The following is a 24,994-nucleotide window of genomic DNA, read 5'->3' on the forward strand; positions in this document are numbered from 1 at the left end:
CGACAGTCCAACCGTGGTCCAGCCTCCCCGTGGCCGCATTTACCCCTCTCTTTCACGCCGATCAAGGATAGACCATGCGCCTGCCTTTGCCGCTCGAACTGCCTGCCACCCTGCAACCGCTGGTCGCGCGCAACCAGCAGTTTCTGCTCGATGCCCTGGCTGGCCATCCTGAGCTGGACCTGAACAGCTGGAGCGCGGCGCAACGCCTGCAATTCGACCAGGTGGCGGCGGCCAGCGACTTCGTCCTCGGCCTGGCCCAGCGCGAGCCGGCGCTGCTGTTCGCGCTGCTGGCCAGCGGCGAGCTGGAGCGGCGTTATGCTGCGGGCGAGTTGCGCGGGCACGTCGCCGCCGCAGCCCAGGCGGCGCAGAGTGAAGAGGAGCTGGCGCGCAACCTGCGCCGCGAGCGCAACCGCCAGCAGCTGCGCATCATCTGGCGCGACATCACCCGCCAGGCCGAACTCGGCGAAACCTGCCGCGACCTGTCCGACCTTGCCGATTCGGCCATCGACGAAGCCTATCAATGGCTGTACCCGCGCCATTGCCAGCAGTTCGGCACGCCGATCGGCAACCGCAGTGGCCAGCCGCAGCACATGGTGGTGCTGGGCATGGGCAAGCTGGGGGCGGTGGAGCTGAACCTGTCGTCGGACATCGACCTGATCTTCGCCTTCCCCGAAGGCGGCGAGACCGAAGGGGTCAAGCGCTCGCTGGACAACCAGGAGTTCTTCACCCGCCTGGGCCAGCGCCTGATCAAGGCGCTCGACCCGGTCACCGTCGACGGCTTCGTGTTTCGCGTCGACATGCGCCTGCGCCCCTATGGCTCGGCCGGTGCCCTGGTGCTCAGCTTCAATGCCCTGGAGCAGTACTACCAGGACCAGGGCCGCGACTGGGAACGCTACGCGATGATCAAGGCGCGGGTGGTGGCTGGCGACCAGGCCGCCGGCGCCCAACTGCAGGAGATGCTGCGCCCGTTCGTCTACCGCCGCTACCTGGACTTCTCGGCCATCGAAGCGCTGCGCACCATGAAGCAGCTGATCCAGCAGGAAGTGCGGCGCAAGGGCATGGCCGACAACATCAAGCTCGGTGCCGGCGGCATCCGCGAGGTGGAGTTCATCGCCCAGGCCTTCCAGTTGATCCACGGCGGGCGCGACCTGAGCCTGCAGCAGCGGCCGCTGCTCAAGGTGCTGGCCACTTTGGAGGGCCAGGGCTACCTGCCGACGGCGGTGGTGCTGGAGCTGCGCGAGGGCTATGAGTTTCTGCGCTACACCGAGCATGCCATCCAGGCCATCGCCGACCGCCAGACGCAGATGCTGCCGGACAGCGACCTCGACCGTGCGCGGGTGGGCTACATGCTCGGCTATGCCGACTGGGACAGCTTCCATCAGCACCTGATGCACTGGCGTGGCCGGGTCGACTGGCACTTCCGCCAGGTGATCGCCGACCCGGATGACGAAGACGGCGAGGGCGAGCTGGTGGTGGGCGGCGAGTGGTCGCCGCTGTGGGAGCAGGCACAAGATGAAGAAGCCGCCTGCCGGCAGTTGCAGGAGGCCGGCTTCGAGCAACCGGCCGACGCCCTGCGGCGCCTGACCGGGCTGCGCGCCAGCCCGCAGTTGCGCTCGATGCAGCGCATTGGCCGCGAACGCCTGGATGCCTTCATCCCGCGCCTGCTGGCCCAGGCCGTGGAGCACGACAACCCGGACCTGGTGCTGGAGCGCGTCTTGCCGCTGGTCGAGGCCGTGGCGCGGCGCTCTGCCTACCTGGTGCTGCTCACCGAAAACCCGAGCGCACTGCGCCGGCTGCTGACCTTGTGCGCCGCCAGCCCCTGGATCGCCGAGCAGATCGCCCGCTACCCGTTGCTGCTCGATGAGCTGCTCAACGAAGGCCGGCTGTTCAGCCCGCCGATGGCGCCGGAGCTGGCGGCCGAGTTGCGCGAGCGGCTGACGCGCATCCCCGAGGACGACCTCGAACAGCAGATGGAAGCGCTGCGCCACTTCAAGCTGGCCCACAGCCTGCGCGTGGCCGCCTCGGAAATCAGCGGCAACCTGCGCCTGATGAAGGTCAGCGACTACCTCACCTGGCTGGCCGAGGCCATCCTCGACCAGGTGCTGGCACTGGCCTGGCGCCAGACCGTGGCCCGCCACGGCCAGCCCAAGCGCAGCGACGGCAGCCTGTGCGACCCGGGCTTCATCATCATTGGCTATGGCAAGGTCGGTGGCCTGGAGCTTGGCCACGGCTCGGACCTGGACCTGGTGTTCATCCACGATGGCGACCCGCAGGCCGAAACCGACGGCGCCAAGCCGATCGACAGCGCGCAGTTCTACACCCGCCTGGGCCAGCGCATCATCCACCTGCTGACCACCCAGACCAACTCCGGCCAGCTGTACGACGTCGACATGCGCCTGCGCCCGTCCGGCGCCTCGGGGCTGCTGGTCAGTTCGCTGGGCGCATTCGAGCGCTACCAGCAGAACGAAGCCTGGACCTGGGAGCACCAGGCGCTGGTGCGGGCCCGCGTGCTGGTGGGCTGCAAGCAGCTGGCCACGGCATTCGAGAGCGTGCGCGCCAAGGTGCTGGGGCAGCCGCGCGACCTCGACAAGCTGCGCGTGGAAGTCAGCGAGATGCGCGCCAAGATGCGCGACAACCTGGGCACCAAGGCGACGGCCGCAGGCACTGCCAGCAATGCGTTCGACCACGGCATGGCGTTCGATATCAAGCAGGACGCCGGCGGTATCGTCGATATCGAATTTATGGTGCAATACGCCGCTCTGGCCTGGTCCCACGACCATCCGGCCATTCTCCGATGGACCGATAACATCCGCATTCTGGAAGAGCTGGAGCAGGCGCAGTTGATGCCGGCCAGCGATGCGATCCTGCTGCGCGAGGTGTACAAGGCGTTTCGTTCGGCTTCGCACCGCCAGGCCCTGCAGAAGCAGGCCGGGGTGATCGACGCGACGCAGTTTGCCGATGAACGCCGCGAAGTGCGGCGGATCTGGGGGCAGTTGGGGTTGACTTGAAGCCCAATCGCCGGCAAGCCCGCTCCCACAGCCATGGCGGCTTGAAAGCTGCGGGGCCCTGTGGGAGCCGGCTTGCCGGCGATTAGCGGCACAACCGACCCTCGGTGGTACACTGTCCGCCACATAGCCTGAATATAAAGAGGGGAGGCCAGGCTGTAATGCAGCCTGCAGCCTCCCCGAGCGTTTCTGGACTAAGCATGAGAATACTGATCATTGGCCCCAGCTGGGTCGGCGACATGGTGATGGCGCAGACCCTGTTCCAGTGCCTGAAACAGCAGCACCCCGACTGCGTGATCGACGTCCTGGCCCCCGAGTGGAGCCGGCCGATCCTCGAGCGCATGCCCGAGGTGCGCCAGGCCTTGAGCTTCCCGCTCGGCCACGGCGCGCTGGAGCTGGCCACGCGCCGGCGCATCGGCAAGTCCCTGGCCGGCCAGTACGACCAGGCCATCCTTTTGCCCAACTCGCTGAAGTCGGCGCTGGTGCCGTTCTTCGCCGGCATCCCCAAGCGCACCGGCTGGCGCGGCGAAATGCGCTTTGGCCTGCTCAATGACGTGCGCAAGCTGGACAAGGCCCGCTACCCGCTGATGATCGAGCGCTTCATGGCCCTGGCCTACGCGCCCGGCGCCGAACTGGCGCAGCCCTATCCGCGGCCCAGCCTGCAGATCGAAGCCGCGAGCCGCGAGGCGGCCATGGCCAAGTTCGGCCTGGAGCTGGACCGCCCGGTGTTGGCATTGTGCCCCGGCGCCGAGTTTGGCGAGGCCAAGCGCTGGCCGTCCGAGCACTATGCCGAGGTGGCCGACGCGATGATTCGCCAGGGCTGGCAGGTGTGGCTGTTCGGCTCGAAGAACGACCACGCCGTCGGCGAGCAGATCCGCGGCCGGTTGATCCCGGGGTTGCGGGAGGAGTCCTACAACCTGGCGGGCGAAACCTCGCTGGCCGAGGCCATCGACCTGATGTCCTGCGCCGATGCCGTGGTGTCCAACGATTCGGGCCTGATGCACGTGGCCGCCGCGCTGAACCGCCCGCTGGTGGCGGTGTACGGCTCCACGTCGCCTGGCTTCACGCCACCGCTGGCAGAGCAGGTGGAGATCGTGCGCACCGGCATCGAATGCAGCCCGTGCTTCGACCGCACCTGCCGCTTCGGCCATTACAACTGCCTGCGCCTGCTGGAGCCGGGCAAAGTCATCGCGGCCCTGCACAGCCTGGGCGGGCCGAACCTGATCGATGCCGTGGCCGAGGTCGACTAAGTGCGGGTACTGATCATCAAGACCTCGTCGCTGGGTGACGTGATCCACACCCTGCCGGCGCTCACCGATGCCGCCCACGCGATCCCGGGCATCCGCTTCGACTGGGTGGTGGAAGAAGGCTTCGCCGAAATCCCCAGCTGGCATCCGGCGGTCGACCGGGTCATCCCGGTGGCCATCCGCCGCTGGCGCAAGAACCTCTGGCAGACCCTCAAGAGCGGCGAGTGGAAGGCCTTCAAGCAGCGCCTGCGCGAGCACAAGTATGACCTGGTGATCGACGCCCAGGGCCTGGTCAAGTCGGCCTGGCTGACCCGCTACGTCAAGGCCCCGGTGGCCGGCCTGGACCGCTTCTCGGCGCGTGAAGGCCTGGCCAGCCGCTTCTATGACCGGCGCCTGTCGGTCGCGGTCGGCCAGCATGCGGTGGAGCGTGTGCGCCAGCTGTTCGCCATGGCCCTGGCCTACGACCTGCCGGAAGGCATCGGCAACTACGGCCTGGACCTCGACCGCCTGCAACTGCCGCCGGCGGCACCCTACGTGGTGTTCCTGCACGGCACTACATGGGCAACCAAGCACTGGCCCGAAGCCTACTGGCGCGAGCTGGCCGAACGCCTGGGCCGGCGCAAGCTGCAAGTGCGCCTGCCTTGGGGCAACCCGGCGGAGAAGGCCCGTGCCGAGCGCATTGCCCAGGGCTTGAACAACTGCCAGGTGCTGCCCAAGTTGAACCTTGCCGGCGTCGCCCGCGTGCTGGCGGCAGCCAAGGCCTGCGTGGCGGTGGACACCGGCCTTGGGCACCTGGCCGCGGCGCTGGATGTGCCGACCATTTCCCTGTTCGGCCCGACCAACCCGGGCCTGACCGGCGCCTATGGCCGGGTCCAGGTTCACCAGGCCAGCGACTTCCCCTGCGCGCCGTGCCTGCAGAAAAAGTGCACCTACAAACCGAGCGCCGACGACCTGCGCCGGTTCGATCTGAAACGCGAGTGGCCGCTGTGCTTCACTCGCCTGAATCCCGAGCATGTGGCGAGCCGCTTGAGCGCGCTGCTGCTGGCTGAGGATGTCCGTTGATGCAACTGGCTTTCGTGCTTTACAAGTATTTCCCCTTCGGCGGGCTGCAGCGCGACTTCATGCGCATTGCCCTGGAATGCCAGAAGCGGGGCCACCAGATCCGCGTCTACACGCTGATCTGGGAGGGTGATGTTCCGCCGGGCTTCGAGGTGCTGGTAGCGCCGGTCAAGGCGCTGTTCAACCACCGGCGCAACGAGAAGCTCAGCGCCTGGATGGCTGCTGACCTGGCCAAGCGCCCGGTCGACCGCCTGGTGGGCTTCAACAAGATGCCGGGGCTGGACGTGTACTACGCCGCCGACGGCTGCTTCGAGGACAAGGCCCAGACCCTGCGTGGCGGCCTGTACCGGCGCTGGGGCCGCTACCGGCACTTTGCCGAGTACGAGCGGGCCGTGTTCGCCAAGGACGCGCACACCCAAGTGCTGATGATTTCCGAGGTGCAGCAGCCGCTGTTCATCAAGCATTACGGCACCCCGGTGGAGCGCTTCCACCTGCTGCCGCCAGGTATTTCCCAGGACCGCCGCGCGCCGGCCAATGCCGCCGAGATCCGCGCCGAGTTTCGCCGGGAATTCAACCTGGGCGATGACGACCTGCTGCTGGTGCAGATCGGTTCGGGCTTCAAGACCAAGGGCGTGGACCGCAGCCTCAAGGCCCTGGCCGCGCTGCCCTCGGCGCTGCGCAAGCGCACCAGGCTGATGGTCATCGGCCAGGACGACCCCAAGGTGTTCCAGCTGCAAAGCGCCACCCTGGGCCTGGGCGACCAGGTGCAGTTCCTCAAGGGGCGCAGCGACATCCCGCGCTTCCTGCTCGGCGCCGACCTGCTGATTCACCCGGCCTACAACGAGAACACCGGCACGGTGCTGCTCGAAGCCCTGGTGGCCGGCCTGCCGGTGCTGGTGTCCAAGGTCTGCGGCTACGCCCATTACATCGCCGAGGCCGACTGCGGCCTGGTGCTCGACGAGCCGTTCGAGCAAGAGCAGCTCAACCGCTACCTGCAGCGCATGCTCGATGAGCCGCAAGCGCGCGCCGAGTGGTCGCGCAACGGCCTGGCCTTTGCCGAGACCGCTGACCTGTACAGCATGCCGCAGCATGCTGCCGACGTGATCCTGGGGCAGGAGACCGCATGAAGCTGATACTGGCCGAACCCTTCAAGCGCCTGTGGGCCGGGCGTGACGCCTTCGAGGCCGTGGAAGCGCTGCAAGGCGAGGTGTACCGCGAGCTGGAAGGGCGCCGCACGCTGCGTACCGAGGTCGATGGCGAGGGCTTTTTCGTCAAGATCCACCGCGGCATCGGCTGGGGCGAGATCTTCAAGAACCTGTTCACCGCCAAGCTGCCGGTGCTCGGCGCCGGCCAGGAATGGCAGGCCATCCAGCGCCTGCATGAGGTGGGTGTGCCGACCATGACCGCCGTTGCCTATGGCGAGCGCGGCAGCAACCCGGCGACCCAGCACTCGTTCATCGTCACCGAAGAGCTGGCGCCGACCATCAGCCTCGAAGACTTCAGCATCGACTGGCTCAAGCAGCCGCCCGAGCCACGCCTCAAGCGTGCACTGATCGCCGAAGTGGCGAAGATGACCGGCGGCATGCACCGCGCCGGGGTCAACCACCGCGACTGCTACATCTGCCACTTCCTGCTGCACACCGACCGCCCGGTGACGGCGGACGACTTCAAGCTGTCGGTCATCGACCTGCACCGCGCCCAGACCCGCGCCACCGTCAGCCGCCGCTGGCGCGACAAGGACCTGGCCGCGCTGTACTTCTCGGCGCTGGACATCGGCCTGACCCAGCGCGACAAGCTGCGCTTTCTGCGCGGGTACTTCCAGCGCCCGCTGCGCCAGGTGCTTGCCGAAGAGGCGGCGCTGCTCGCCTGGCTCGAGCGCAAGGCGCAGAAACTCTACGACCGCAAGCAACGCTATGGGGATGCACTCTGATGGCGAGTTGGAACCTGGCGCCGGGCTATGAACACCTGGCGGCGGACTTCGGCAGCCTCGATGCGGTATTCGCCCTGCAAGGCGAACGCCTGACCCGTGACCCCATCAGCGAGGTCATCCGCATCGAGCGTGGCGGCGTCCACTATTACGTCAAGCGCTACACCGGCGCCGGCAAGCACATGCGCCGCTACCTGGGCCGGCCGCGGATCAAGGCCGAATGGCAGAACCTCAAGCAGTTCGCCAAGTGGGACATCCCCACCGCCGAAGTGGTCGCCTGGGGCCTTAAGCGCAACGGCCTGGCGTTTGGCCGCGGGGCGATGATCACCCGCGAGCTGCCCAACACCGAAGACCTGTCGGCGCTGGCCGAGCGCAACGACCCGCGCCTGGCCGACCGCCACTGGGTCGACCACCTCAGCCGCCAGCTGGCCCGGCACACCCGGGTGATGCACGAGCACCGCTTTGCCCACAACGACCTGAAATGGCGCAACCTGCTGGTCGACGACAAGGGCACGGTGTTCTTCATCGACTGCCCGACCGGCGACTTCTGGCGTGGCTTCATGTGGCGCCACCGCATGGTCAAGGACCTGGCGTGCCTGGACAAGGTCGCCAAATATCACCTGTCGGCGACCCAGCGCCTGCGTTTCTACCTGCAGTACCGTGGGCGCGAGCGCCTGAACCTGCGCGACAAGCGGCGCATTCGTCAGGTACTGAGCTTCTTCGAGGGAAGGGAATGACCGATTACCTGGCCAGCGCGGACATCGCGCTGCTCAAGCGCCATGGCCTGAACGATTTCGAGGCGCTGTGGGCGCTGCAGCTCGACGCCGTGGATGAACCCAACACCGGCCGTGGCGGCTGGAGCAGCGTGTTTCGCCTGGAGCTCGAAGGCAAGGGCTACTACCTCAAGCGCCAGTGCAACTACCTGACCCGCACCCTGCACCGGCCCTTGGGCGAACCGACCTTCGCCCGCGAGTTTCGCAACATCAGCCGTTACCAGAAGCTGCAGATCCCGGCCTTGCAGGCGGTGTTCTACGGCGAGCGCAAGCAGGGCGGCGAGCACCGGGCGATGCTGATGACCCGCGCGCTGGACGACTGGAGCGACCTGGAAAGCCTGCTGGCGCAGTGGCTGCAACTGGCCGACGCCGAGCGCAGCGGCATCCTCCAGGCCACCGGCCAACTGGCGCGCACGCTGCACAGCGCAGGCCAGGTGCATGGCTGCTTCTACCCCAAGCACATCTTCCTGCGCCAGCGCCGTGACGGCTGGGACGCGCAACTGATCGACCTGGAAAAGACCCGGCCGCTGCTGTTCGGCAAGCGTGACCGGCTCAAGGACCTGGAGCCGCTGCTGCGCCGCGCCCGTGCCTGGAGCGAGGCGGACGTGCGCCAGCTGCTGGCCGCCTACCTGGCCAAGCCGGCCGACAGCGCCCTGGTCGGTACCTGGCTGCAAGGCCTGACGCAACGCCGTCGTGAAAAAGAGGCCCGCTGATGCGTTTGTCTGAATTGAAAGCCACCGGCCGCAGCCCATCGCTGCCGCTGTCGGTGACCCTGGCCGATGCCGCTGGCAGCGCCGAGCTGCAGCTGCTGAGCCTGCTGCGGGTATTGCCCGGCCAGCGCTACGTGGGTGCTGGCGTCTGGCGTGGTACGCCGGTGCTGGCCAAGCTGCTGGTGGGCAATAGCGCCGCCCGGCATTTCCAGCGCGAGCTGGAGGGTGTGAAACTGCTGGCCGAGCAAGGCCTGACCACGCCCAAGCTGTTGGCCGATGGCCTGAAGGAAGGCGAGGGCGGCTGGCTGCTGTTCGAGTACCTGGACGGGGCGCAAAGCCTGGCCGATGCCTGGGCTGCGGTGCAAGACCTGCCAGTGCTGGCCGACGAGCAGCACCTGGTGCTCGGTGAAGCGCTGACGGCCGTGGCGCACATGCACGCCAAGGGCCTGTGGCAGGAAGACCTGCACCTGGACAACCTGCTGCGCCATGGCGGCCAGCTGTACCTGATCGACGGCGCCGGCATCAAGGCCGAAACGCCGGGCCAGCAGCTGTCGCGCTCGCGTGTGCTGGAAAACCTCGGGGTGTTCTTCGCCCAGTTGCCCAAGCGCCTGGAGCCCTTCATCGAAGAGTTGCTGGTGCATTACCTGCTGGCCAATGGCGAGCATGCCTTGCCCATGGAAGCGCTGCAGAAACAAGTGGACAAGGTGCGCAACTGGCGCCTGAAGGACTACCTGGAAAAGGCCGGCCGCGAATGCACGCTGTTCAGCGTCGAGCGCAGCATGTCTGGCCTGCGGGCCATTCGCCGTGGCGAAGTGGAGGCCATGCTGCCGGTGCTGGAGCAGGCCGATGCGCTGATCGACCAGGGCCATTTGTACAAGACCGGCGGTGCGGCCAGCGTGGCACGCATCGAGGTGGGTGGCCGCACGCTGGTGCTCAAGCGCTACAACATCAAGAACACCGCCCACTGGTTCAAGCGCTTCTGGCGCCCGAGCCGGGCCTGGCATTCCTGGATCGAAGGCCACCGCCTGGAGTTCCTCGACATCGCCACGCCGCGCCCGCTGGCAGTGCTCGAACAGCGGGTGATGGGCCTGCGCAGCCGGGCGTTTCTGGTCACCGAATTTGCCGATGGCCCGGACCTCACCGCGTGCTTCGCGCCGTTCGTGGAAAACGGCGATGCGCCTGAAGAGCAGGTCGATGCGCTGGTGCACCTGATGCAGCAGCTGATTCGCGAGCGCATCAGCCATGGCGACTTCAAGGGGCATAACCTGTTCTGGCAGAACGGCCAGTGGTCGCTGATCGACCTCGATGCCATGTGCCAGCACGCCACCCAGCTCAGCTTCGCCCCGGCCTATGCCCGTGACCGTGCGCGGCTGCTGCGCAATTGGCCAAGTGGCAGTGCCTTGCACCAGCGGCTTGACCGATTGCTCCCGAAGCTCGACTGACGCGGCACGCCCGGGCCTTTGTGGTAGCCGGCAAGCCGGCTCCCACAGGAACGGCTAGGCAGTGCCTTGCACCAGCGGCTTGACCGATTGCTCCCGAAGCTCAACTGACGCGGCACGCCCCGGCCTTTGTGGGAGCCGGCTTGCCGGCGATGAGGCCAGTGCGGGCAGGCTTGGATAGCCTGTTCTGGCCCTATCGCCGGCAAGCCGGCTCCCACAAGAACTGCTGCTCAGTCACTGGTCAGCCTCAACGGCGCCAGAACAGTGCCCGTGCGCTGAGCAGCGCGGGTATGCCGAGCCCGACCCAGGACAATACATCCCAGCCGCCGTCGCCGAGCAGCGCGGCGAACAGGCCGCCGGCGCCCAGCAAGGCGATCAGCAGCGGCCAGGTGAACAGCCGCCAGGTGGATTGCGATCGGTGGCTCATGGGCGTGCTCCCTTGCCTTTGCGCTGCTTGCCCCACCACAGGTACAGGCCGCTGATGAGCACGACGATGGTCAGCACATCGAGCACGGCCCAGAGGACCTGCATCGGCCGCCCGCCGTAGTCGCCAAAGTGCAGCGGCTGCGACAGGCCCATGGCGTCCATGTACCAGGGGCGCTCGCCGACTGCCGTGACCGCCAGCGTGCGGGCGTCGATCAGCACCGGGGTCCACAGGTGCGAGGTCAGGTGCGTGGCGCCTTTCATGAACACGGCGTAGTGGTGTTCGCTGGAAAAGCGGGTGCCGGGGAAGGCGATGAAGTCCGGGCGCATGCCTGGGGCGGCCCGCTCGGCAATGGCCAGCAGCTCGCTGGCTGGGGCGCGTTCGGTCAGCGGCGGCGCATCGCGGTACGGGGCGACCATGGCGGCCAGGCTGTCGTTGCGCCAGGCGGCGATGACCAGGTCGGAGAGCGCGCTGATCACCCCGGTGACCCCCACGGTCAAGGCCCAGGCCAGGGTGACCACGCCAATCAGGTTGTGCAGGTCGAGCCAGCGCAGGCGGCGCGACTTGTCGTGGCGCACCGTGGCGAACTCCAGGCGGCGCATGAACGGTGCGTAAAGCACCGTGCCGGAGACGATCGCGACGACGAACAGCACGCCCATGAAGGCCAGCAGCAACTTGCCCGGCAGGCCGGCGAACATGTCCACGTGCAGGCGCAGCATGATCATCATGAAGCCGCCGTTGGCGGCCGGCATGGCCACGGCCTCGCCGGTACGGGCGTCGAGCATGAAGGTGTGCGACGAATTGGGTTCGGTGCCGGCGGTGGCGGCCGTGATCGCCATCACGCCATTGGGCTCGTCTTCGTCGAAACCGAAGTACTGCATCACCTCGCCAGGGCGGTGCTGCTCGGCCTTGATCACCAGTTGCTGCATGTCCAGGTGCGGGGTGCCGGGCGGCAGCTCGCGCAACTCGGCGGCATCGCCGAGCAGGTGTTCAAGCTCGTGGTGAAAGATCAGCGGCAGGCCGGTGAGGGCCAGCAACAGCAGGAACACCGTGCAAACCAGGCTGCTCCAGGTATGGATCACGGACCAGCGGCGGATGGTTGGGCTTTTCATTACATTTTATTTCTCGACGTTCAGAAAGACCAAAGCCGCCCACGGGGGGGCGGCTTGGCCGGCGAGCTCACAGCGTCAACTGCTTACCACTTGTAGGTGGCACTGGCGACCACGCTGCGCTCGTCGCCGTAGTAGCAGTAGTAGCCGTCGCAGGTGGAGATGTAGTCCTTGTTCAGCAGGTTGGTGGCGTTGACGGCCACCGAGGCGCCCTTGAGGCTGTTGTCCAGGCGGCCCAGGTCGTAGTGCACGGAGGCGTCGAACACGGTGTAGGCGTTGGCCTTGCCCAGGTAGGTATTGGCCTCGTTGCCGTAGGTGTTGCCGGTGTAGCGGGCGCCGGCGCCGATGCCGAAGCCGTCGAGCACGCCGGTGTGCCAGGTGTAGTCGGCCCACAGCGAGGCCTGCTGGTTGGGCATCAGCTGCAGGCGGTTGCCTTTGTACTGGCCGTCCTGCACTTCCGATTTGGCCAGGGTGTAGGCCGCGATCACCTTGAGGTTGTCGGTGACGTCGGAAACGGCTTCCAGCTCCAGGCCACGCACCTTCACTTCGCCGGTCTGGCTGGTGATCGGCACACCGCCGACGTTGTTGGTGACCGAGACGTTTTTCTGGGTCAGGTCATACACGGCTGCCGACAGCAGGGTGTTGGAGCCCGGCGGCTGATACTTGATGCCCAGCTCCCATTGCTTGCCTTCGGTGGGCTTGAACGACTTCTCCGGGTCGGCGTCGGCGTGGCTGGCCGGCTGGAACGACTCGGCGTAGGACAGGTACGGCACGAAGCCCGAGTCGAACACGTAGCTGATGGCGGCGTTGCCGCTGAATTTCTTGTCGCGCTGGGTGTTGGTGGCGTCACCCTTGTTGAAGAACTTGGTGCTGGTATGCACCCAGTCTTCACGGCCACCCAGGGTCAGGCGCCAGTTGTCCAGGGCCATCTGGTCCTGCACGTAAACGCCGGTCTGGCGGGTTTTCTGGTCGTAGTCGTAAAACGCCGAGGAGCGATCAGGGCGGGTGATCGGCAACCCGTAGATCGGGTTGTTGACGTTGCTGTCCGGCACGTTGAAGCCATAGATCGACAGGTAGTTGTTGTTGACGCGCTGGTGGTCGAGGCCGAGCAGCAGGGTGTGGCTGACGTCGCCGGTGGCGAAGTCGGCCTGGAAGTTGTTGTCCACCGCGAACTGGCTGATGTCTTCATCGGTGTTGGTGGACATGCGGCTGACGGTGCCGTCGTCTTTCACCGGGCCGCCGGGCTCGTAGTAGGCACCGGGCGTGATGACCTGGAAGGCCAGGTCCGACTTGGTGTAGCGCAGGTTCTGGCGGAACTGCCAGACATCGTTCAGGCGGTGCTCGAAGGCATAGCCCAGCGCGTAGTAGGTGCGGTCGTAGAACTCGTAGTCCGGGTCACCGAGGTTCTTGTGATGCGAGATCTTGCCGAAGGGCATGTCGATCTTGGTGCCCTGGATCGGGCGGAACTGGCTGGTGGCGCCGGTATCGTCGCGGGTGAACTGGGACAGCAGGGTCAACGAGGTGTCGTCGTCGATGTTCCAGGTCAGGCTCGGGGCGATGTTGTAGCGTTTGTCGTCGATGTGGTCGATCTGCGTGCCGCCGTCACGGATCACGCCGCTGACGCTGTACAGGAACTGGCCCTGGTCGTCGATCTTGCCGGTGCTGGCGAAGTTGATCTGGCGGTGGTTGTCGCTGCCGTACTGCAGCTCGATTTCATGTTCGCTCTGCGCCTGCGGGCGGCGGCTGACCATGTCCAGCAGGCCGCCGGGCGGGGTCTGGCCATACAGCGAGGACGCCGGGCCGCGCAGCAGGGCGAGGCGGTCGAGGTTCCAGGTTTCGGCTTTCGGGTTGGCGTACACCCCGCGCGGCAGCGGCAGGCCGTCGAGGAACTGGGTGGGTTCGAAGCCGCGCACGCGCATCCAGTCATAGCGGGTGTCGCTGCCGTAGCTGGCCGAGACGATGCCCGGCATGTAGCGCACCGCGTCGTCCAGGCTGTGCACGCCGCGGTCGCTCATCTGCTGGCGGGTGGCGACGGAGATCGAGCGCGGCACTTCCACCAGCGCGGTATCGGTCTTGGTGCCGGCGGCGGTGCGCTTGGCAAGGTAGCCCTCCACCGGGCCCCAGGCGCTTTCGCTGTCGCTGCTGGCGTTCACGCTGGTTTCCGGCAAGGCCAGGCTGCCATCGGGCACGGCCACCAGGCTGTAGCTGCCGACGCTGCTCTGCTGCAGTTGCAGCCCGGTGCCGCGCAAGGCCGCCTGCAGGGCGCCGAGGCCGTCGTACTGGCCGTTGACCGGGGACGAATTGCGGCCGCTGACCAGTGCCGGGTCGATGGCCAGGGCAATGCCCGACTGGCTGGCGATCTGGTTCAGGGTGCTGGCCAGCGGGGCGCTGGGCAGGTTGTAGGCGCGCGGGGCATTTTGCTCGGCGGCGAACAGGGCAGGGCTGGCCAATGGCGCGGCCAGGCCGATGGCCAGGGCCATCAGGCTGGGACGCAGGAAACGATCAACGGCACGGGACATGCAGCGGGCTCCTCGACGGATAAGTGCTTTCTGCTTCCTTGCCGAGCGAGATTTCAGAAGTGACAGGGGTAATCTGAAAAAAAGTGAGAATTGTTTGGTTTTGGTTGTGGGCTGTTCCGGCCCTATCGCCGGCAAGCCGGCTCCCACAGGAAAGTCACCGCTCAGAGGGGCTGTGCTTTTCTCTGTGGGAGCCGGCTTGCCGGCGATGAGGCCACCACGGTTGGAACTACTTGGGAACTACTTGGGAACTACGGTCACCCACCATTGCGTATGCCGCTCGACCTTGACCGGCAACGCCGGCACCAGCGAAGCCAGCGCCAGGTCGGTATCGGTCAGCGGGAAACTGCCCGACACGCGCAGGTCGGCAACTTCATCCGCCACGCCCAGGTGCCCGTTGCGGTACTGGCCGAGCTTGGCCAGCAGGTCGGCCAGGCGCACGTTGTCGACCACCAGCATGCCGCGGGTCCAGGCATCGGCGCCGGCCTGCACCGGGCCGACATGGCCCAGGCCATTGCTGCTCATCAGCACCTGCTGGCCCTCGTGCAGCACTTGCTCGTCGCCGCTGTTGAGCGGCATGGCGGCGACCGAGGCCTGCAGCACTTCCAGGCGCGTGCCGTGGTCTTCGCGGCGTACCAGAAAGCGCGTGCCCAGGGGGCGCAGGCGGCCATCGTCGGTGCGCACCAGCAAGGGGCGAGGGTCCTGGTGGCCGGTTTCCACCGAAATCTCGCCCTGGTGCAGCACCAGCACGCGCTGATCGCCGGCGTAGTCGATGTCGACCGCCGTGTGGCTGTTCAGGCTCAGCAGGGTGCCGTCTTCCAGGCGCAGGGTGCGCAGCTCGCCGGTGGCGGTGCGCTGGTCGGCCAGCCAGTAGCTGGGCTGCAGCGACGGCGCGCCGAGCCAGCCAAGCAAGGTGCCGAGCAGGAGCATGCCGGCCAGGCCACTGCCGGCCCTGCCGATGCGCCGGCGCAGGCTGACACGTGATTGCAGCAAGGCTTGGCGCGCGGGGCCGGCGGCGGCGCTGACGCGCTGGTCGAGCACGCCAAGCTGGCGCCAGGCACGGGCGTGTTCTTCGCTGGCGGCGTGCCAGCGCATGAATTCGTTGCGTTCATCGGCCGTGCCGCTGCCCTCGTCGAGGCTCAGTTTCCAGGCAATGGCGGCTTCCAGGACACGGGCTGAAACCGGTGCGGCGTTCACGTCGGCTCCCCGTACAGGGCGATGTAGCACTGGCGCATGCCTTGGGCGATGTACTGGCGCACGCGCGACACCGACACCCCCAGGCGCTCGGCGATCTCGGCGTGGCCCATGCCGTCCAGGCGGTTGTGCAGGAAGGCGGCGCGGGCCTTGCTCGAGAGCTTGCCGAGCAGGCGGTCGATGGCCTTGAGGTCTTCGAGGATCAGGTGCTGGATTTCCGGCGAGGGGTGTTCGGCTTCCGGCAGGCGCGCCAGTTCGGCCAGGTAGGCCTGCTCCAGTGCGGCGCGGCGAAAGTGGTCGAACATCAGGCCCTTGGCCACGGCGGCGAGGAAGGCGCGCGGTTCGCGGGGGGTGTCCAGCTGTTCGCGGCCGAGCAGGCGCACGAACGTGTCCTGGCTCAGGTCTTCGGCACGCTGACGGCAGGCCATGCTGCGTTGCAGCCAGGCGAGCAGCCAGCTGCGATGGTCGCGATACAGCGCACCGACCAGATTGGCGTGTGGGCTTGGTGCAGAAGACACGCAGCGTCCCCCCGGAACGAATGCATTAACTAACGATAATTATTCGCGATTGTTGCAGAGGCGGGGGGTGGGGTGCAATGGACGCTTATCGGATTGCCGGCATGGCAGGGGGATCGAGGGGGGCAGGGCTGGCCCTATCGCCGGCAAGCCGGCTCCCACAGGTACAGCGCCAGCCTTGATTTTTGGGGGCGGCTTGCCGGCCTAAAGGCCATGGTTCTGCAGCTTGCGCCGCCGCCACCCGCGTAGCCGCTGCTCCAGCTGCAATGGGCTGTCGAGCTGCTGGCGGCGTGCCTGGCTGAGCAGGATCAGCGCCAGTTCCGCCGTCACCTGGGCATCGGCGCTGGCGTGGTGGCGTTCGTCGATCTGCAGGCCAAAGCGCGCCACCCAGTCGTCCAGCCCGGCCTCGCGCAGCACGGTATCGGGGTTGAGCATCGGCGCCAGTTCGGCCACGTCGAGAAAATGCCCCTGCAGCCGGTAGCCCAGGCTCTGCTTCAGCGCCCGGGCCAGCATGCGCTGGTCGAACGGCGCGTGAAACGCCAGCACCGGGCTGGCGCCGATGAATTCGAGCAGCTCGAGCAGCGCTTCGGCCGGGTCGCAGCCAGCGGCCAGGGCGCTTGGCCCCAGGCCATGGATCAGCACGCTGGCGTTGGTCTTCTGCAGCGGGCGGTGCAGGGTGCGCTCGAACTGCTGGGAAAAGTCGATGGCGCCATCTTCGATGGCCACGGCGCCGATCGACAGCACCTGGTCGCGGTTGGGGTTCAGGCCGCTGGTTTCCAGGTCGAGCACCACCCAGCGCTGTTCGCGCAATGAACACACACCCAGCGGCGCCGCCTTGGGCAAGCGCGCCAGGCGCTCGCGCGCGGCGTCTGCGAGCGGCACGCTGACCGGGCGCAGCCAGGCGAACAGGCTCACAGCTGGTACCGCAGGGCCAGGCTGCTTTGCAGGCGCTGGGCCTGGCGCAGCGACTCGCGCAGGATGCGCCGGTCCAGGTGGTTGAGGCTGTCCGGGTCCAGGCGGTTGGAATAGGGCAGGTTGTCGCGGGTCTGGCGCTGGTGCTGCTGCATGCGGGTTTGCTGGATGAAGTGGTAGGCCTCTTCGTAGGCGGCGCCATCGAGGGCTTCGATCACGCCTTGCTCGACCAGCTGGCGCAGGCGCTCCAGGGTATTGCAGGCGCCAATGCCGTTGGCCAGGGCCAGCAGCCTTGCGCCATCGACGAAGGGGGTCAGGCCCTGGACCTTGAGGTCGAGGGTGGCGGCCCTGTCGTTGCCCTGGCGGGTCAGCACGAACTCGCGCAGGCGCCCCACCGGCGGCCGCTGGCGCAGGGCGTTGTCGGCCATCATGCGCTGGAAGATGCGGTTATCGGCCACTTGCTCGAGCAGCTGCTGGCGCAGTTGTTCGCCACCTTGCTCGTTGCCCCAGACCACGCGCAGGTCGAAGTAGATGCTCGACGCCAGCAGGTTCTCCGGGCTGGCCTCGCGCACGAAGCCGGCAAAACGCCGGGCCCATTCGGCGCGCGACAGGCACAGCTCGGGGTTGCCGGCCATGACGTTGCCCTTGCACAGGGTGAAGCCGCACTGGGCCAGGCACTGGTTGATGTATTGCGCCAGCGGCAGCAGGCGGCTGCGAATGGCCTGGGCCTCGGTGGCGTCGGCGGCCTCGAACAGGATGCCGTTGTCCTGGTCGGTGTGCAGGGTCTGTTCGCGGCGGCCTTCGCTGCCAAAGCACAGCCAGCTGAAGGGCACGCCGGGGTCGCCGCGTTCGGCCAGGGCCAGCTCGATCACCCGGCACACGGTATGGTCGTTGAGCAGGGTGATGATCTGGGTGATCTGGGTTGAGGAGGCGCCGTGGGCGAGCATGCGCTCGACCAGCTGGCCGATTTCGCCGCGCAGCGAGACCAGCGTCTCCAGGCGCGGCGCGTGGCGGATGGTGCGCGCCAGGTGCACCAGGTCGACCCGCTGCAGGGAGAACAGGTCACGCTCGGACACCACGCCGCACAGGCGCTGGTTGTCCACCAGGCAGACGTGGGCGATGTGCCGCTCGGTCATCGCCATGGCCGCGTCGAAGGCGCTGGCTTGCGGGCTGAGGTAGAACGGCTTGGCGGTCATGTGCCGGTCGATCGGCGCCCCCAGGTCGGCGTCGGCTTCGGCCACCACCTGGCGCAGGTCGCGCAGGGTGAAGATGCCCACCGGGTAGCGCTGCGGGTCGACCACCACGATGCTGCCGACCTGCTGCTCGTGCATCAGCCGCACGGCGTCGCGCAGGGGGGTATCCGGGGTGCACACCACCGGGTGGCGCATGGCCAGTTCGCCCAGCGGCGTGTTCAGCGAGTACTGGGTGCCGAGGGTTTCCACCGCCCGCTGGCGCACTTGCTGGTTGACCTGCTCGAGCAGGCTGCTGACGCCGCGCAGTGCAAAATCTCGAAACACATCCGACATCGAGAACAGGCGGATGAAGGCCGATTTGTTCAATTGCAGGCAAAAGGTGTCTTCGCCGGCCAGGTGTTCGGTGCGGGTGGCGCGTTCGCCAAGCAGGGCTGCCAGCGGGAAGCATTCGCCGCTGGTGATCTCGAAGGTGGTTTCCACGCCCGGCTTGACCAGGTGCTGGCGCTCGCCGACCACGCGCCCCTGCTTGACGATGTAGAAGTGCTCGACCGGGCCGTCCGCCGGTTTGAGGATGCTTTCCCCGCTGGCGTAGAACCGCAGCTGGCACTGTTCCACCAGAAAGCCCAGGTGGCTGTGCTCCATCTGGTTGAACGGTGGGAAGCGCTGCAGGAACTGCAGGGTGCCCTGGATGTTCTGCAGGACGGCAGTCCTGCCCGCCTGGCTGTAGGCGTCCTTTTTGCTCATGAAACTGACCGTATCGCTACGCCGAACTATATATATCTATATATAGGTGCCGGCCTTGTTGTTCTCGGCCCCCATGGTCGGCTTGCCGCCGTGCGGTGCCCATTGGACGTAAGTCTAGGGGCGTGCTGTGATCAATTTCTCAAGGCGTGGTCATACCGGCTGAGCGGGCTATTTTTTTGACGAGACGACCATGGTTGAGCATGACGACATCCTGAGTGAAGCGGAGCGTGAAGCATTGGCCGTGGTGAGTGCGCCGGTGGCACCTAAACCTGTGGTGCTGGTGGTGGATGACAACCCGGTGAACAGCGAGGCTCTGTGCCTGTACCTCAAGAGCCGGGGCATCGACTGCATGATGGCCGATGGCGCCCAGGAGGCGATGTTCAAGCTGCACTACGAGCCGCGTATCGCCTTGATGATCACCGACCTGCGCATGCAGCCCAAGGATGGCCTGGAACTGATTCGTCAGGTGCGTGAGTCGGAGCGGGCGGCGTTGTCGATCATCGTGGTGTCGGGCGACACCGATGTGAAGGAGGCGGTGGACGTGATGCACCTGGGGGTGGTGGACTTTCTGCTCAAGCCGGTGGACCTGGGCAAGCTGTTGGCGCTGGTGAAGAGGGAGTTGAAGATCGAGTGATGCAGGGTTGGGGCTGCTTTGCAGCCCTTTCGCGACACAAGGCCGCTCCTACAGGGATCACTGTGTAGGAGCGGCCTTGTGTCGCGAAAGGGCCGCAAAGCGGCCCCCTGCAATTTACAACCCGTTACGCGCCTTGAACTCGCGACGACGGCGGTGCAGCACCGGCTCGGTATAGCCATTCGGCTGCTTGGCACCTTCTACAACCAGTTCCACAGCCGCCTCGAACGCGACGTTGCCGTCGAAGTTCGGCGCCATCGGGCGGTACAGGGCGTCACCGGCGTTCTGCTTGTCTACCACCGCAGCCATGCGCTTGAGGCTTTCCAGCACCTGCTCCTGGCTGACCACGCCATGGCGCAGCCAGTTGGCCAGCAGCTGGGCCGAGATGCGCAGGGTGGCGCGGTCTTCCATCAGGCCGACATCGTTGATGTCCGGCACCTTCGAGCAACCGACGCCCTGGTCGATCCAGCGCACCACGTAACCGAGGATGCCCTGGGCGTTGTTGTCCAGTTCGTTGCGGATCTCTTCGGCCGACCAGTTGGTGTCGGCAGCCAGCGGGATGGTCAGGATGTCGTCGACCGAGGCCGGCACGCGCGAAGCCAGTTCGCGCTGGCGCGCCTGCACATCGACCTTGTGGTAGTGCAGGGCGTGCAGGGTCGCGGCGGTTGGCGACGGTACCCAGGCGGTGTTGGCGCCGGCCAGCGGGTGAGCGATCTTCTGCTCGAGCATCGCCGCCATCAGGTCGGGCATGGCCCACATGCCCTTGCCAATCTGCGCACGGCCTTGCAGGCCGGTGGCCAGGCCCACATCGACGTTGTTGTTCTCGTAGGCGCCGATCCACTTCTCGTTCTTCATGGCGCCCTTGCGCACCACGGCGCCGGCTTCCATGGAGGTGTGGATTTCGTCACCGGTGCGGTCGAGGAAGCCGGTGTTGATGAACACCACGCGCTCGGCGGCGGCCTTGATGCATGCCTTGAGGTTGACCGTGGTACGGCGCTCCTCGTCCATGATGCCGACCTTGACGGTGTTGCGCTTCATGCCCAGCAGGTCTTCGACGCGGCTGAAGATTTCGGCGGCGAACGCCACTTCTTCGGGGCCGTGCATCTTCGGCTTGACGATGTACACGCTGCCGGTGCGGGTGTTCTTGCGGCTGGTGTTGCCGTTGAGGTTGTGCAGGGCGATCAGGTTGGTGAACAGGCCGTCCTGGATGCCCTCGGGGATTTCGTTGCCCTGGGCATCGAGGATCGCCGGGTTGGTCATCAGGTGACCGACGTTGCGCACGAACAGCAGCGAACGGCCGTGCAGGGTGACGCTGCCGCCATTGGGCGCGGCGTACTCGCGGTCCGGGTTCATGGTGCGGGTGAAGGTCTTGCCGCCTTTGCTCACGCTTTCGGCCAGGTCGCCTTTCATCAGGCCCAGCCAGTTGCGGTAGACGATGACCTTGTCGTCGGCGTCCACGGCGGCCACCGAGTCTTCGCAGTCCATGATGGTGGTCAGGGCCGATTCCATCAGGATGTCTTTGACGCCGGCGGCGTCGGTGCTGCCGACCGGGGTGCTGGCGTCGACCTGGATCTCGAAGTGCAGGCCGTTGTGCTTGAGCAGCACGGCGGTCGGTGCGGCGGCGTCGCCATGGAAGCCGATCAGCTGGGCGTCGTCACGCAGGCCGCTGTTGCTGCCGCCTTTGAGGGTGACCACCAGCTTGCCGCCTTCGATGCGGTAGGCCGTGGAGTCGACGTGCGAGCCTGCTGCCAGTGGCGCGGCCTGGTCGAGGAAGGCGCGGGCGAAGGCGATGACCTTGTCGCCGCGGGCCTTGTTGTAGCCCTGGCCTTTTTCCGCACCGCCTTCATCGCTGATGGCGTCGGTGCCGTACAGCGCGTCGTACAGCGAGCCCCAACGGGCGTTGGCGGCGTTCAGGGCGAAGCGGGCGTTCATCACCGGCACGACCAGCTGCGGGCCGGCCATGTGGGCGATTTCTTCGTCGACGTTCTGGGTGGTGGCCTGGAAGTCTTCGACTTGCGGCAGCAGGTAGCCGATTTCCTGGAGGAAGCTTTTATAGGCGACGGCGTCATGGGCCTGGCCTTTGCGCGCCTGGTGCCAGGCGTCGATCTTGGCCTGCAGCTCGTCGCGCTTGGCGAGCAAGGCTTTGTTCTTGGGAGCGAGGTCGTTGATGATCTTCTCGGCACCCGCCCAGAACTGTTTGGCATCGATGCCGGTTCCAGGAATCGCTTCGTTGTTGACGAAGTCGTACAGGGCCTTGGCGACCTGAAGGCCACCGACGTGAACGTATCCAGTCATTGCTTGCCTCACCTCTGCTCAGCTATTTCGCTTTCGCTCTTCTGTATTAAGCCTGTAGCGCTTCTCTAAACACGGCACCAGTGCCTGCCCAGTCATCCACGAGCGCGGCGGGGTGCAGCTCGCCAGACGCGCTGGCGGGCGGTTTGCGTATTTTCACAGGCGCCTTGGCAGACATCGAAACGACGTTTTGTAGTCCGCGCCGATGCATACTACATGAAGCAGCAGGCAGGTAAACATCGGACTAAAAGCGTCGCTCTGCGACCGATTGGTCGCGTAGGGTCACGCTGGGAATTGGTATGTTCGCAAAAAACCGGTGGATTGTTCCAGATAAATCTTGAAACAGTACACGATTAGTTGCGCGGACTACCCTGCGGCAGGTTGCCGCGCCTTGCCTATACTGACTCGATCCCCCGAATTTTCGCCGCTTTGCGCGGCTGCACGCAGAGGAAGTCGCTGTGGATCATCTTGTACTCACCGTGATCGCTCCTGACAAGGCTGGCCAGGTCGAACGCATTGCCCAGTGCATTGCCGAGCACAACGGCAACTGGCTGGAAAGCCGCATGTCGCGCATGGCCGGGCAGTTTGCCGGGATCTTGCGGGTGGCGGTGCCGGCCGAGAACTACGACGAGCTGGTGAAGTCGCTGCAGGCGCTGAGCCAGTACAGCATTCGCGTGCTGATCGCCGAAAGCGGCATCGAGCCCTCGTGCACCTGGAAGCCGATCGCCATGGAACTGGTGGGCAATGACCGGCCCGGCATCGTGCGCGATATCACCCGCCTGCTGGCCGACCATGGGGTGAACCTGGAGCGCTTCACCACCGAGGTGCGCCCGGCGCCGATGAGCAGCGAGCCGCTGTTCCATGCCGATGCCTTGCTGGCGCTGCCGCTGACCCTGTCGCTGGATGAGCTGCAGCGCAAGCTGGAGAGCCTGGCGGATGACTTGATGGTGGAGTTGAAGCTGCGCCCCGAAGATTGAGCAGGCGATTATCCCGAATATGCGGGGATGGCCCTGTGGATAAGCTGGGGGCGCACCTCGCCAGCCCAACAAGGGCGAGCCCTCCCGCCGTTTGAGCAAAAAACACCCAGTTTTCAGTGGCTTGTGCACAAACGCCGGGGACCAGGGTGTGGATAACCTCTGGAGATCTCTGCGCAGGCCACGAACCACGTGGCCTGCATAGATATGATCATTTTTTGATCAGGCGCGCTTGCGCAAATTCAGCCACGCATCGACGCTGTACAGCGCCAGGCCCGCCCAGATGCACACGAACGCCACCAGGCTGCTGGGCGACAGGTGCTCGTCGAACAGCCATACCGCCTGCATCAGCACCAGGGTCGGCGCCAGGTACTGCAGGAAGCCCAGGGTGGTGTAGGGCAGGTGCCGCGCCGCAGCGTTGAAGCACACCAGCGGCACCAGCGTCACCGGCCCCGCCGCCATCAGCCACAGCGCCTCGCTGCTGGTGTAGAACGAAGGTTGTGCGCTTATCGCGGTGGGGTGCAGCAGCAGCCAGCCCAGCGCCAGCGGCACCAGCATCCAGGTTTCCACCGCCAGCCCGGGCAACGCGGCGACCGGCGCCTGCTTGCGGATCAGGCCATAGAAGCCGAAGGTCAATGCCAGCACCAGCGATACCCAGGGCAGGCTGCCCACCTGCCACACCTGCTGCGCCACCCCCAACGCCGCCAGGCCCACGGCCAGCCATTGCAGGCGGCGCAGGCGCTCGCCCAGCAACAGCATGCCCAGCAGCACGTTCACCAGCGGGTTGATGTAGTAGCCAAGGCTGGCTTCGAGCATGCGGCCGTTGTTCACCGACCATACATACGTCAGCCAGTTTGCGGCGATCAACGTGCCACTGAGGGCGAGGATGGCCAGGCGGCGCGGGTTGTCGCGCAATTCGCGCCACCAGCCGGGGTGTTTCCACACCAGCAGCAACAGCGAGCCGAACAGCGCCGACCAGAGCACCCGGTGGACGATGATTTCCACCGCCGGAACGCTCTGGATCGCTTTGAAGTACAGCGGGAACAAGCCCCAGATGATGTAGGCGCCAAGGCCCAGGAGGTACCCGCGGCGCGGGTTTGCGGCGTGCATGCAGAATCCTTGCTTAGGAAGCTAATTGAAGCGACGCCCATTGTAGACAGAGCGCGGCGCGCTTCTAGAACAATTTCAGCGGTTGTTCATCCAGCGCGGCCAGTTGCTCGCGCAGGGCGAGAATCTGGTCGCCCCAGTAACGCGGCTGGCCAAACCAGGGGAAGCTCGGCGGGAACGCCGGGTCGTCCCAGCGCCGTGCCAGCCAGGCGCTGTAGTGCAACTGGCGCAGGGCGCGCAGGGGCTCGATCAGGGCCAGTTCGCGCGGGTCGAAATCGTGGAATTCGTTGTAGCCATCGATCAGCTCGGCCAGTTGCCCCATGCGCTCTTCGCGGCTGCCGGCGAGCATCATCCACAGGTCTTGCACCGCCGGGCCCATGCGGCAGTCATCGAGGTCGACGACGTGGTAGACCTCGTCGCGGTGCATCAGGTTGCCGGGGTGCAGGTCGCCGTGCAGGCGGATCACCTGGTGGGGCGTGCGGGCGTAGGCGTCTTCGACGCGTTTGAGCAGGTCGCGGGCTACCGATTCGAAGGCGGGCAGCAGTTCCTTGGGCACGAAGCCACCGTCGAGCAGGGTGTTCAGCGAGGCGTGGCCAAAGTTGTCCACAGCCAGTGCCTCACGGTGCTCGAACGGGCGTGTCGCGCCCACGGCGTGCAGGCGGCCCAGCAGTTGGCCCAGGCGGTAGAGCTGGTCGAGGTTGCCGGGCTCCGGTGCGTGGCCGCCGCGACGCGGGAACAGGGTGAAGCGAAAGCCCTGGTGTTCGAACAGGGTCTGGCCTTCGTGCTGCAGCGGTGCGACCACGGGCACTTCGCAGTCGGCGAGTTCGGCGCTGAAGCGGTGCTCTTCGAGGATCGCGGCATCGCTCCAGCGGCCCGGGCGGTAGAACTTGGCGATCAGCGGCTGCGCATCCTCGATGCCCACCTGGTAGACGCGGTTCTCGTAGCTGTTCAGCGCGAGGACGCGGGCATCGCTGAGAAAGCCGAGGCTTTCCACGGCGTCCAGGACCAGGTCGGGGGTAAGTGTGGCGAAGGGGTGCGACATGAGTGCTCCGGGGCTGGCTGCAAGGCCTCATGGTATCAGTGCCGGCCCTTGCGCGGGCCGCTCCCACAGTATTGCCCCTCGGCGGTGAACCTGTGGGAGCAACTGTCTTCTTATGGAAGCTGGCCTTGCCGACGATGGGGCGCGTAGCGCCCCAGGCCCGGCTGTGCCGGGCATTGCTAGC

General features: G+C 66.4%; 20 protein-coding genes. 10 read left to right on the plus strand and 10 right to left on the minus strand.

The window, feature by feature from the left end:
• Positions 1-74: 74 nt before the first annotated feature.
• The 8 genes from glnE to ACIPG5_RS24680 all read left to right on the plus strand — a co-directional run bounded on the left by glnE (position 75) and on the right by ACIPG5_RS24680 (position 10,163).
• Positions 75-3,008: a bifunctional [glutamate--ammonia ligase]-adenylyl-L-tyrosine phosphorylase/[glutamate--ammonia-ligase] adenylyltransferase gene (glnE, locus tag ACIPG5_RS24645; RefSeq protein ID WP_401378638.1), complete on the plus strand. Its 2,934-nt coding sequence runs from the start codon at positions 75-77 to the stop codon at positions 3,006-3,008.
• A gap of 197 nt (positions 3,009-3,205) precedes the next feature.
• Complete coding sequence (gene waaF / locus ACIPG5_RS24650) at positions 3,206-4,255, plus strand: lipopolysaccharide heptosyltransferase II (RefSeq protein ID WP_176516954.1); 1,050 nt, start codon at positions 3,206-3,208, stop codon at positions 4,253-4,255.
• On the plus strand, positions 4,256-5,314 hold the full coding sequence (gene waaC / locus ACIPG5_RS24655) for a lipopolysaccharide heptosyltransferase I (protein ID WP_286914869.1): 1,059 nt from the start codon (positions 4,256-4,258) through the stop codon (positions 5,312-5,314).
• Positions 5,314-6,438 carry a glycosyltransferase family 4 protein gene (locus ACIPG5_RS24660; RefSeq protein WP_401378641.1) on the plus strand — a complete coding sequence of 375 codons (1,125 nt, stop codon included), beginning with the start codon at positions 5,314-5,316 and terminating at the stop codon, positions 6,436-6,438. Before waaC ends, ACIPG5_RS24660 begins: the two co-directional genes overlap by 1 nt.
• Positions 6,435-7,241: a lipopolysaccharide core heptose(I) kinase RfaP gene (gene rfaP / locus ACIPG5_RS24665; protein WP_401378642.1), complete on the plus strand. Its 807-nt coding sequence runs from the start codon at positions 6,435-6,437 to the stop codon at positions 7,239-7,241. The genes ACIPG5_RS24660 and rfaP overlap by 4 nt, the downstream gene beginning before the upstream one ends.
• On the plus strand, positions 7,241-7,975 hold the full coding sequence (locus ACIPG5_RS24670) for a lipopolysaccharide kinase InaA family protein (protein ID WP_401378644.1): 735 nt from the start codon (positions 7,241-7,243) through the stop codon (positions 7,973-7,975). The genes rfaP and ACIPG5_RS24670 overlap by 1 nt, the downstream gene beginning before the upstream one ends.
• A complete protein-coding gene (locus ACIPG5_RS24675) occupies positions 7,972-8,724 on the plus strand; it encodes a lipopolysaccharide kinase InaA family protein (protein WP_401378645.1) in 753 nt (250 codons plus the stop codon). Before ACIPG5_RS24670 ends, ACIPG5_RS24675 begins: the two co-directional genes overlap by 4 nt.
• Entirely contained in the window at positions 8,724-10,163 is a 1,440-nt protein-coding gene (locus ACIPG5_RS24680; RefSeq protein ID WP_401378647.1) for a lipopolysaccharide kinase InaA family protein, read from the plus strand. The genes ACIPG5_RS24675 and ACIPG5_RS24680 overlap by 1 nt, the downstream gene beginning before the upstream one ends.
• 244 nt (positions 10,164-10,407) lie before the next feature.
• On the opposite strand, the gene ACIPG5_RS24685 is transcribed toward ACIPG5_RS24680, so the two are convergent.
• The 7 genes from ACIPG5_RS24685 to ACIPG5_RS24715 all read right to left on the minus strand — a co-directional run bounded on the left by ACIPG5_RS24685 (position 10,408) and on the right by ACIPG5_RS24715 (position 18,767).
• Positions 10,408-10,587, minus strand: coding sequence for a hypothetical protein (locus ACIPG5_RS24685; RefSeq protein WP_176516939.1), 180 nt, complete (start codon positions 10,585-10,587; stop codon positions 10,408-10,410).
• Positions 10,584-11,696, minus strand: a complete 1,113-nt coding sequence (locus ACIPG5_RS24690) for a PepSY-associated TM helix domain-containing protein (RefSeq protein ID WP_401378649.1) — start codon at positions 11,694-11,696, stop codon at positions 10,584-10,586. The genes ACIPG5_RS24685 and ACIPG5_RS24690 overlap by 4 nt, the downstream gene beginning before the upstream one ends.
• An 83-nt stretch (positions 11,697-11,779) precedes the next feature.
• On the minus strand, positions 11,780-14,212 hold the full coding sequence (locus tag ACIPG5_RS24695) for a TonB-dependent siderophore receptor (RefSeq protein WP_401378651.1): 2,433 nt from the start codon (positions 14,210-14,212) through the stop codon (positions 11,780-11,782).
• A 237-nt stretch (positions 14,213-14,449) separates the two neighbouring features.
• Positions 14,450-15,406 (minus strand): FecR domain-containing protein, encoded by a 957-nt coding sequence (locus ACIPG5_RS24700; RefSeq protein WP_286914876.1) that lies wholly within the window; start codon positions 15,404-15,406, stop codon positions 14,450-14,452.
• A complete protein-coding gene (locus tag ACIPG5_RS24705) occupies positions 15,403-15,921 on the minus strand; it encodes an RNA polymerase sigma factor (protein WP_236236989.1) in 519 nt (172 codons plus the stop codon). Before ACIPG5_RS24705 ends, ACIPG5_RS24700 begins: the two co-directional genes overlap by 4 nt.
• A gap of 201 nt (positions 15,922-16,122) precedes the next feature.
• The gene (locus ACIPG5_RS24710) at positions 16,123-16,833 is read right to left on the minus strand and encodes a PolC-type DNA polymerase III (protein ID WP_236193878.1); all 711 of its coding nucleotides are present in this window, start codon (positions 16,831-16,833) and stop codon (positions 16,123-16,125) included.
• Positions 16,830-18,767, minus strand: a complete 1,938-nt coding sequence (locus tag ACIPG5_RS24715) for a putative nucleotidyltransferase substrate binding domain-containing protein (RefSeq protein ID WP_401378654.1) — start codon at positions 18,765-18,767, stop codon at positions 16,830-16,832. The genes ACIPG5_RS24710 and ACIPG5_RS24715 overlap by 4 nt, the downstream gene beginning before the upstream one ends.
• A 190-nt stretch (positions 18,768-18,957) precedes the next feature.
• On the opposite strand from ACIPG5_RS24715, the gene ACIPG5_RS24720 reads away from it, so the two are divergent.
• Positions 18,958-19,401 carry a response regulator gene (locus ACIPG5_RS24720; protein WP_176514849.1) on the plus strand — a complete coding sequence of 148 codons (444 nt, stop codon included), beginning with the start codon at positions 18,958-18,960 and terminating at the stop codon, positions 19,399-19,401.
• Positions 19,402-19,515: 114 nt separating this feature from the next.
• On the opposite strand, the gene ACIPG5_RS24725 is transcribed toward ACIPG5_RS24720, so the two are convergent.
• The gene (locus ACIPG5_RS24725; protein WP_176514851.1) at positions 19,516-21,693 is read right to left on the minus strand and encodes a malate synthase G; all 2,178 of its coding nucleotides are present in this window, start codon (positions 21,691-21,693) and stop codon (positions 19,516-19,518) included.
• Positions 21,694-22,148: 455 nt separating this feature from the next.
• Between ACIPG5_RS24725 and ACIPG5_RS24730 the strand changes: the two genes are divergently transcribed.
• Positions 22,149-22,667, plus strand: coding sequence for a glycine cleavage system protein R (locus tag ACIPG5_RS24730; protein WP_236236985.1), 519 nt, complete (start codon positions 22,149-22,151; stop codon positions 22,665-22,667).
• A gap of 219 nt (positions 22,668-22,886) precedes the next feature.
• Here the strand turns inward: ACIPG5_RS24730 and rarD are convergent, their stop codons facing one another.
• Both rarD and ACIPG5_RS24740 read right to left on the minus strand, forming a co-directional pair.
• The gene (gene rarD, locus ACIPG5_RS24735) at positions 22,887-23,774 is read right to left on the minus strand and encodes an EamA family transporter RarD (RefSeq protein ID WP_401378657.1); all 888 of its coding nucleotides are present in this window, start codon (positions 23,772-23,774) and stop codon (positions 22,887-22,889) included.
• A 64-nt stretch (positions 23,775-23,838) separates the two neighbouring features.
• Positions 23,839-24,813: a serine/threonine protein kinase gene (locus ACIPG5_RS24740; RefSeq protein ID WP_176514857.1), complete on the minus strand. Its 975-nt coding sequence runs from the start codon at positions 24,811-24,813 to the stop codon at positions 23,839-23,841.
• Between the last annotated feature and the right edge of the window lie 181 nt (positions 24,814-24,994).

The organism is Pseudomonas sp. NPDC087029, from assembly GCF_044745345.1.
GTDB classification, from domain to species: domain Bacteria; phylum Pseudomonadota; class Gammaproteobacteria; order Pseudomonadales; family Pseudomonadaceae; genus Aquipseudomonas; species Aquipseudomonas faucium.

Excerpts from the sequence above, each read along its gene's own strand:
- rarD (WP_401378657.1), bottom strand. The coding sequence starts at position 23,774 with ATGCACGCCGCAAACCCGCGCCGCGGGTACCTCCTGGGCCTTGGCGCC.
- ACIPG5_RS24685 (WP_176516939.1), bottom strand. The coding sequence starts at position 10,587 with ATGAGCCACCGATCGCAATCCACCTGGCGGCTGTTCACCTGGCCGCTG.
- ACIPG5_RS24670 (WP_401378644.1), top strand. The coding sequence starts at position 7,241 with ATGGCGAGTTGGAACCTGGCGCCGGGCTATGAACACCTGGCGGCGGAC.
- waaF (WP_176516954.1), top strand. The coding sequence starts at position 3,206 with ATGAGAATACTGATCATTGGCCCCAGCTGGGTCGGCGACATGGTGATG.
- ACIPG5_RS24660 (WP_401378641.1), top strand. The coding sequence starts at position 5,314 with ATGCAACTGGCTTTCGTGCTTTACAAGTATTTCCCCTTCGGCGGGCTG.
- ACIPG5_RS24740 (WP_176514857.1), bottom strand. The coding sequence starts at position 24,813 with ATGTCGCACCCCTTCGCCACACTTACCCCCGACCTGGTCCTGGACGCC.
- ACIPG5_RS24715 (WP_401378654.1), bottom strand. The coding sequence starts at position 18,767 with ATGAGCAAAAAGGACGCCTACAGCCAGGCGGGCAGGACTGCCGTCCTG.
- ACIPG5_RS24680 (WP_401378647.1), top strand. The coding sequence starts at position 8,724 with ATGCGTTTGTCTGAATTGAAAGCCACCGGCCGCAGCCCATCGCTGCCG.
- glnE (WP_401378638.1), top strand. The coding sequence starts at position 75 with ATGCGCCTGCCTTTGCCGCTCGAACTGCCTGCCACCCTGCAACCGCTG.
- rfaP (WP_401378642.1), top strand. The coding sequence starts at position 6,435 with ATGAAGCTGATACTGGCCGAACCCTTCAAGCGCCTGTGGGCCGGGCGT.
- ACIPG5_RS24725 (WP_176514851.1), bottom strand. The coding sequence starts at position 21,693 with ATGACTGGATACGTTCACGTCGGTGGCCTTCAGGTCGCCAAGGCCCTG.
- ACIPG5_RS24675 (WP_401378645.1), top strand. The coding sequence starts at position 7,972 with ATGACCGATTACCTGGCCAGCGCGGACATCGCGCTGCTCAAGCGCCAT.
- ACIPG5_RS24720 (WP_176514849.1), top strand. The coding sequence starts at position 18,958 with ATGGTTGAGCATGACGACATCCTGAGTGAAGCGGAGCGTGAAGCATTG.
- ACIPG5_RS24695 (WP_401378651.1), bottom strand. The coding sequence starts at position 14,212 with ATGTCCCGTGCCGTTGATCGTTTCCTGCGTCCCAGCCTGATGGCCCTG.
- ACIPG5_RS24690 (WP_401378649.1), bottom strand. The coding sequence starts at position 11,696 with ATGAAAAGCCCAACCATCCGCCGCTGGTCCGTGATCCATACCTGGAGC.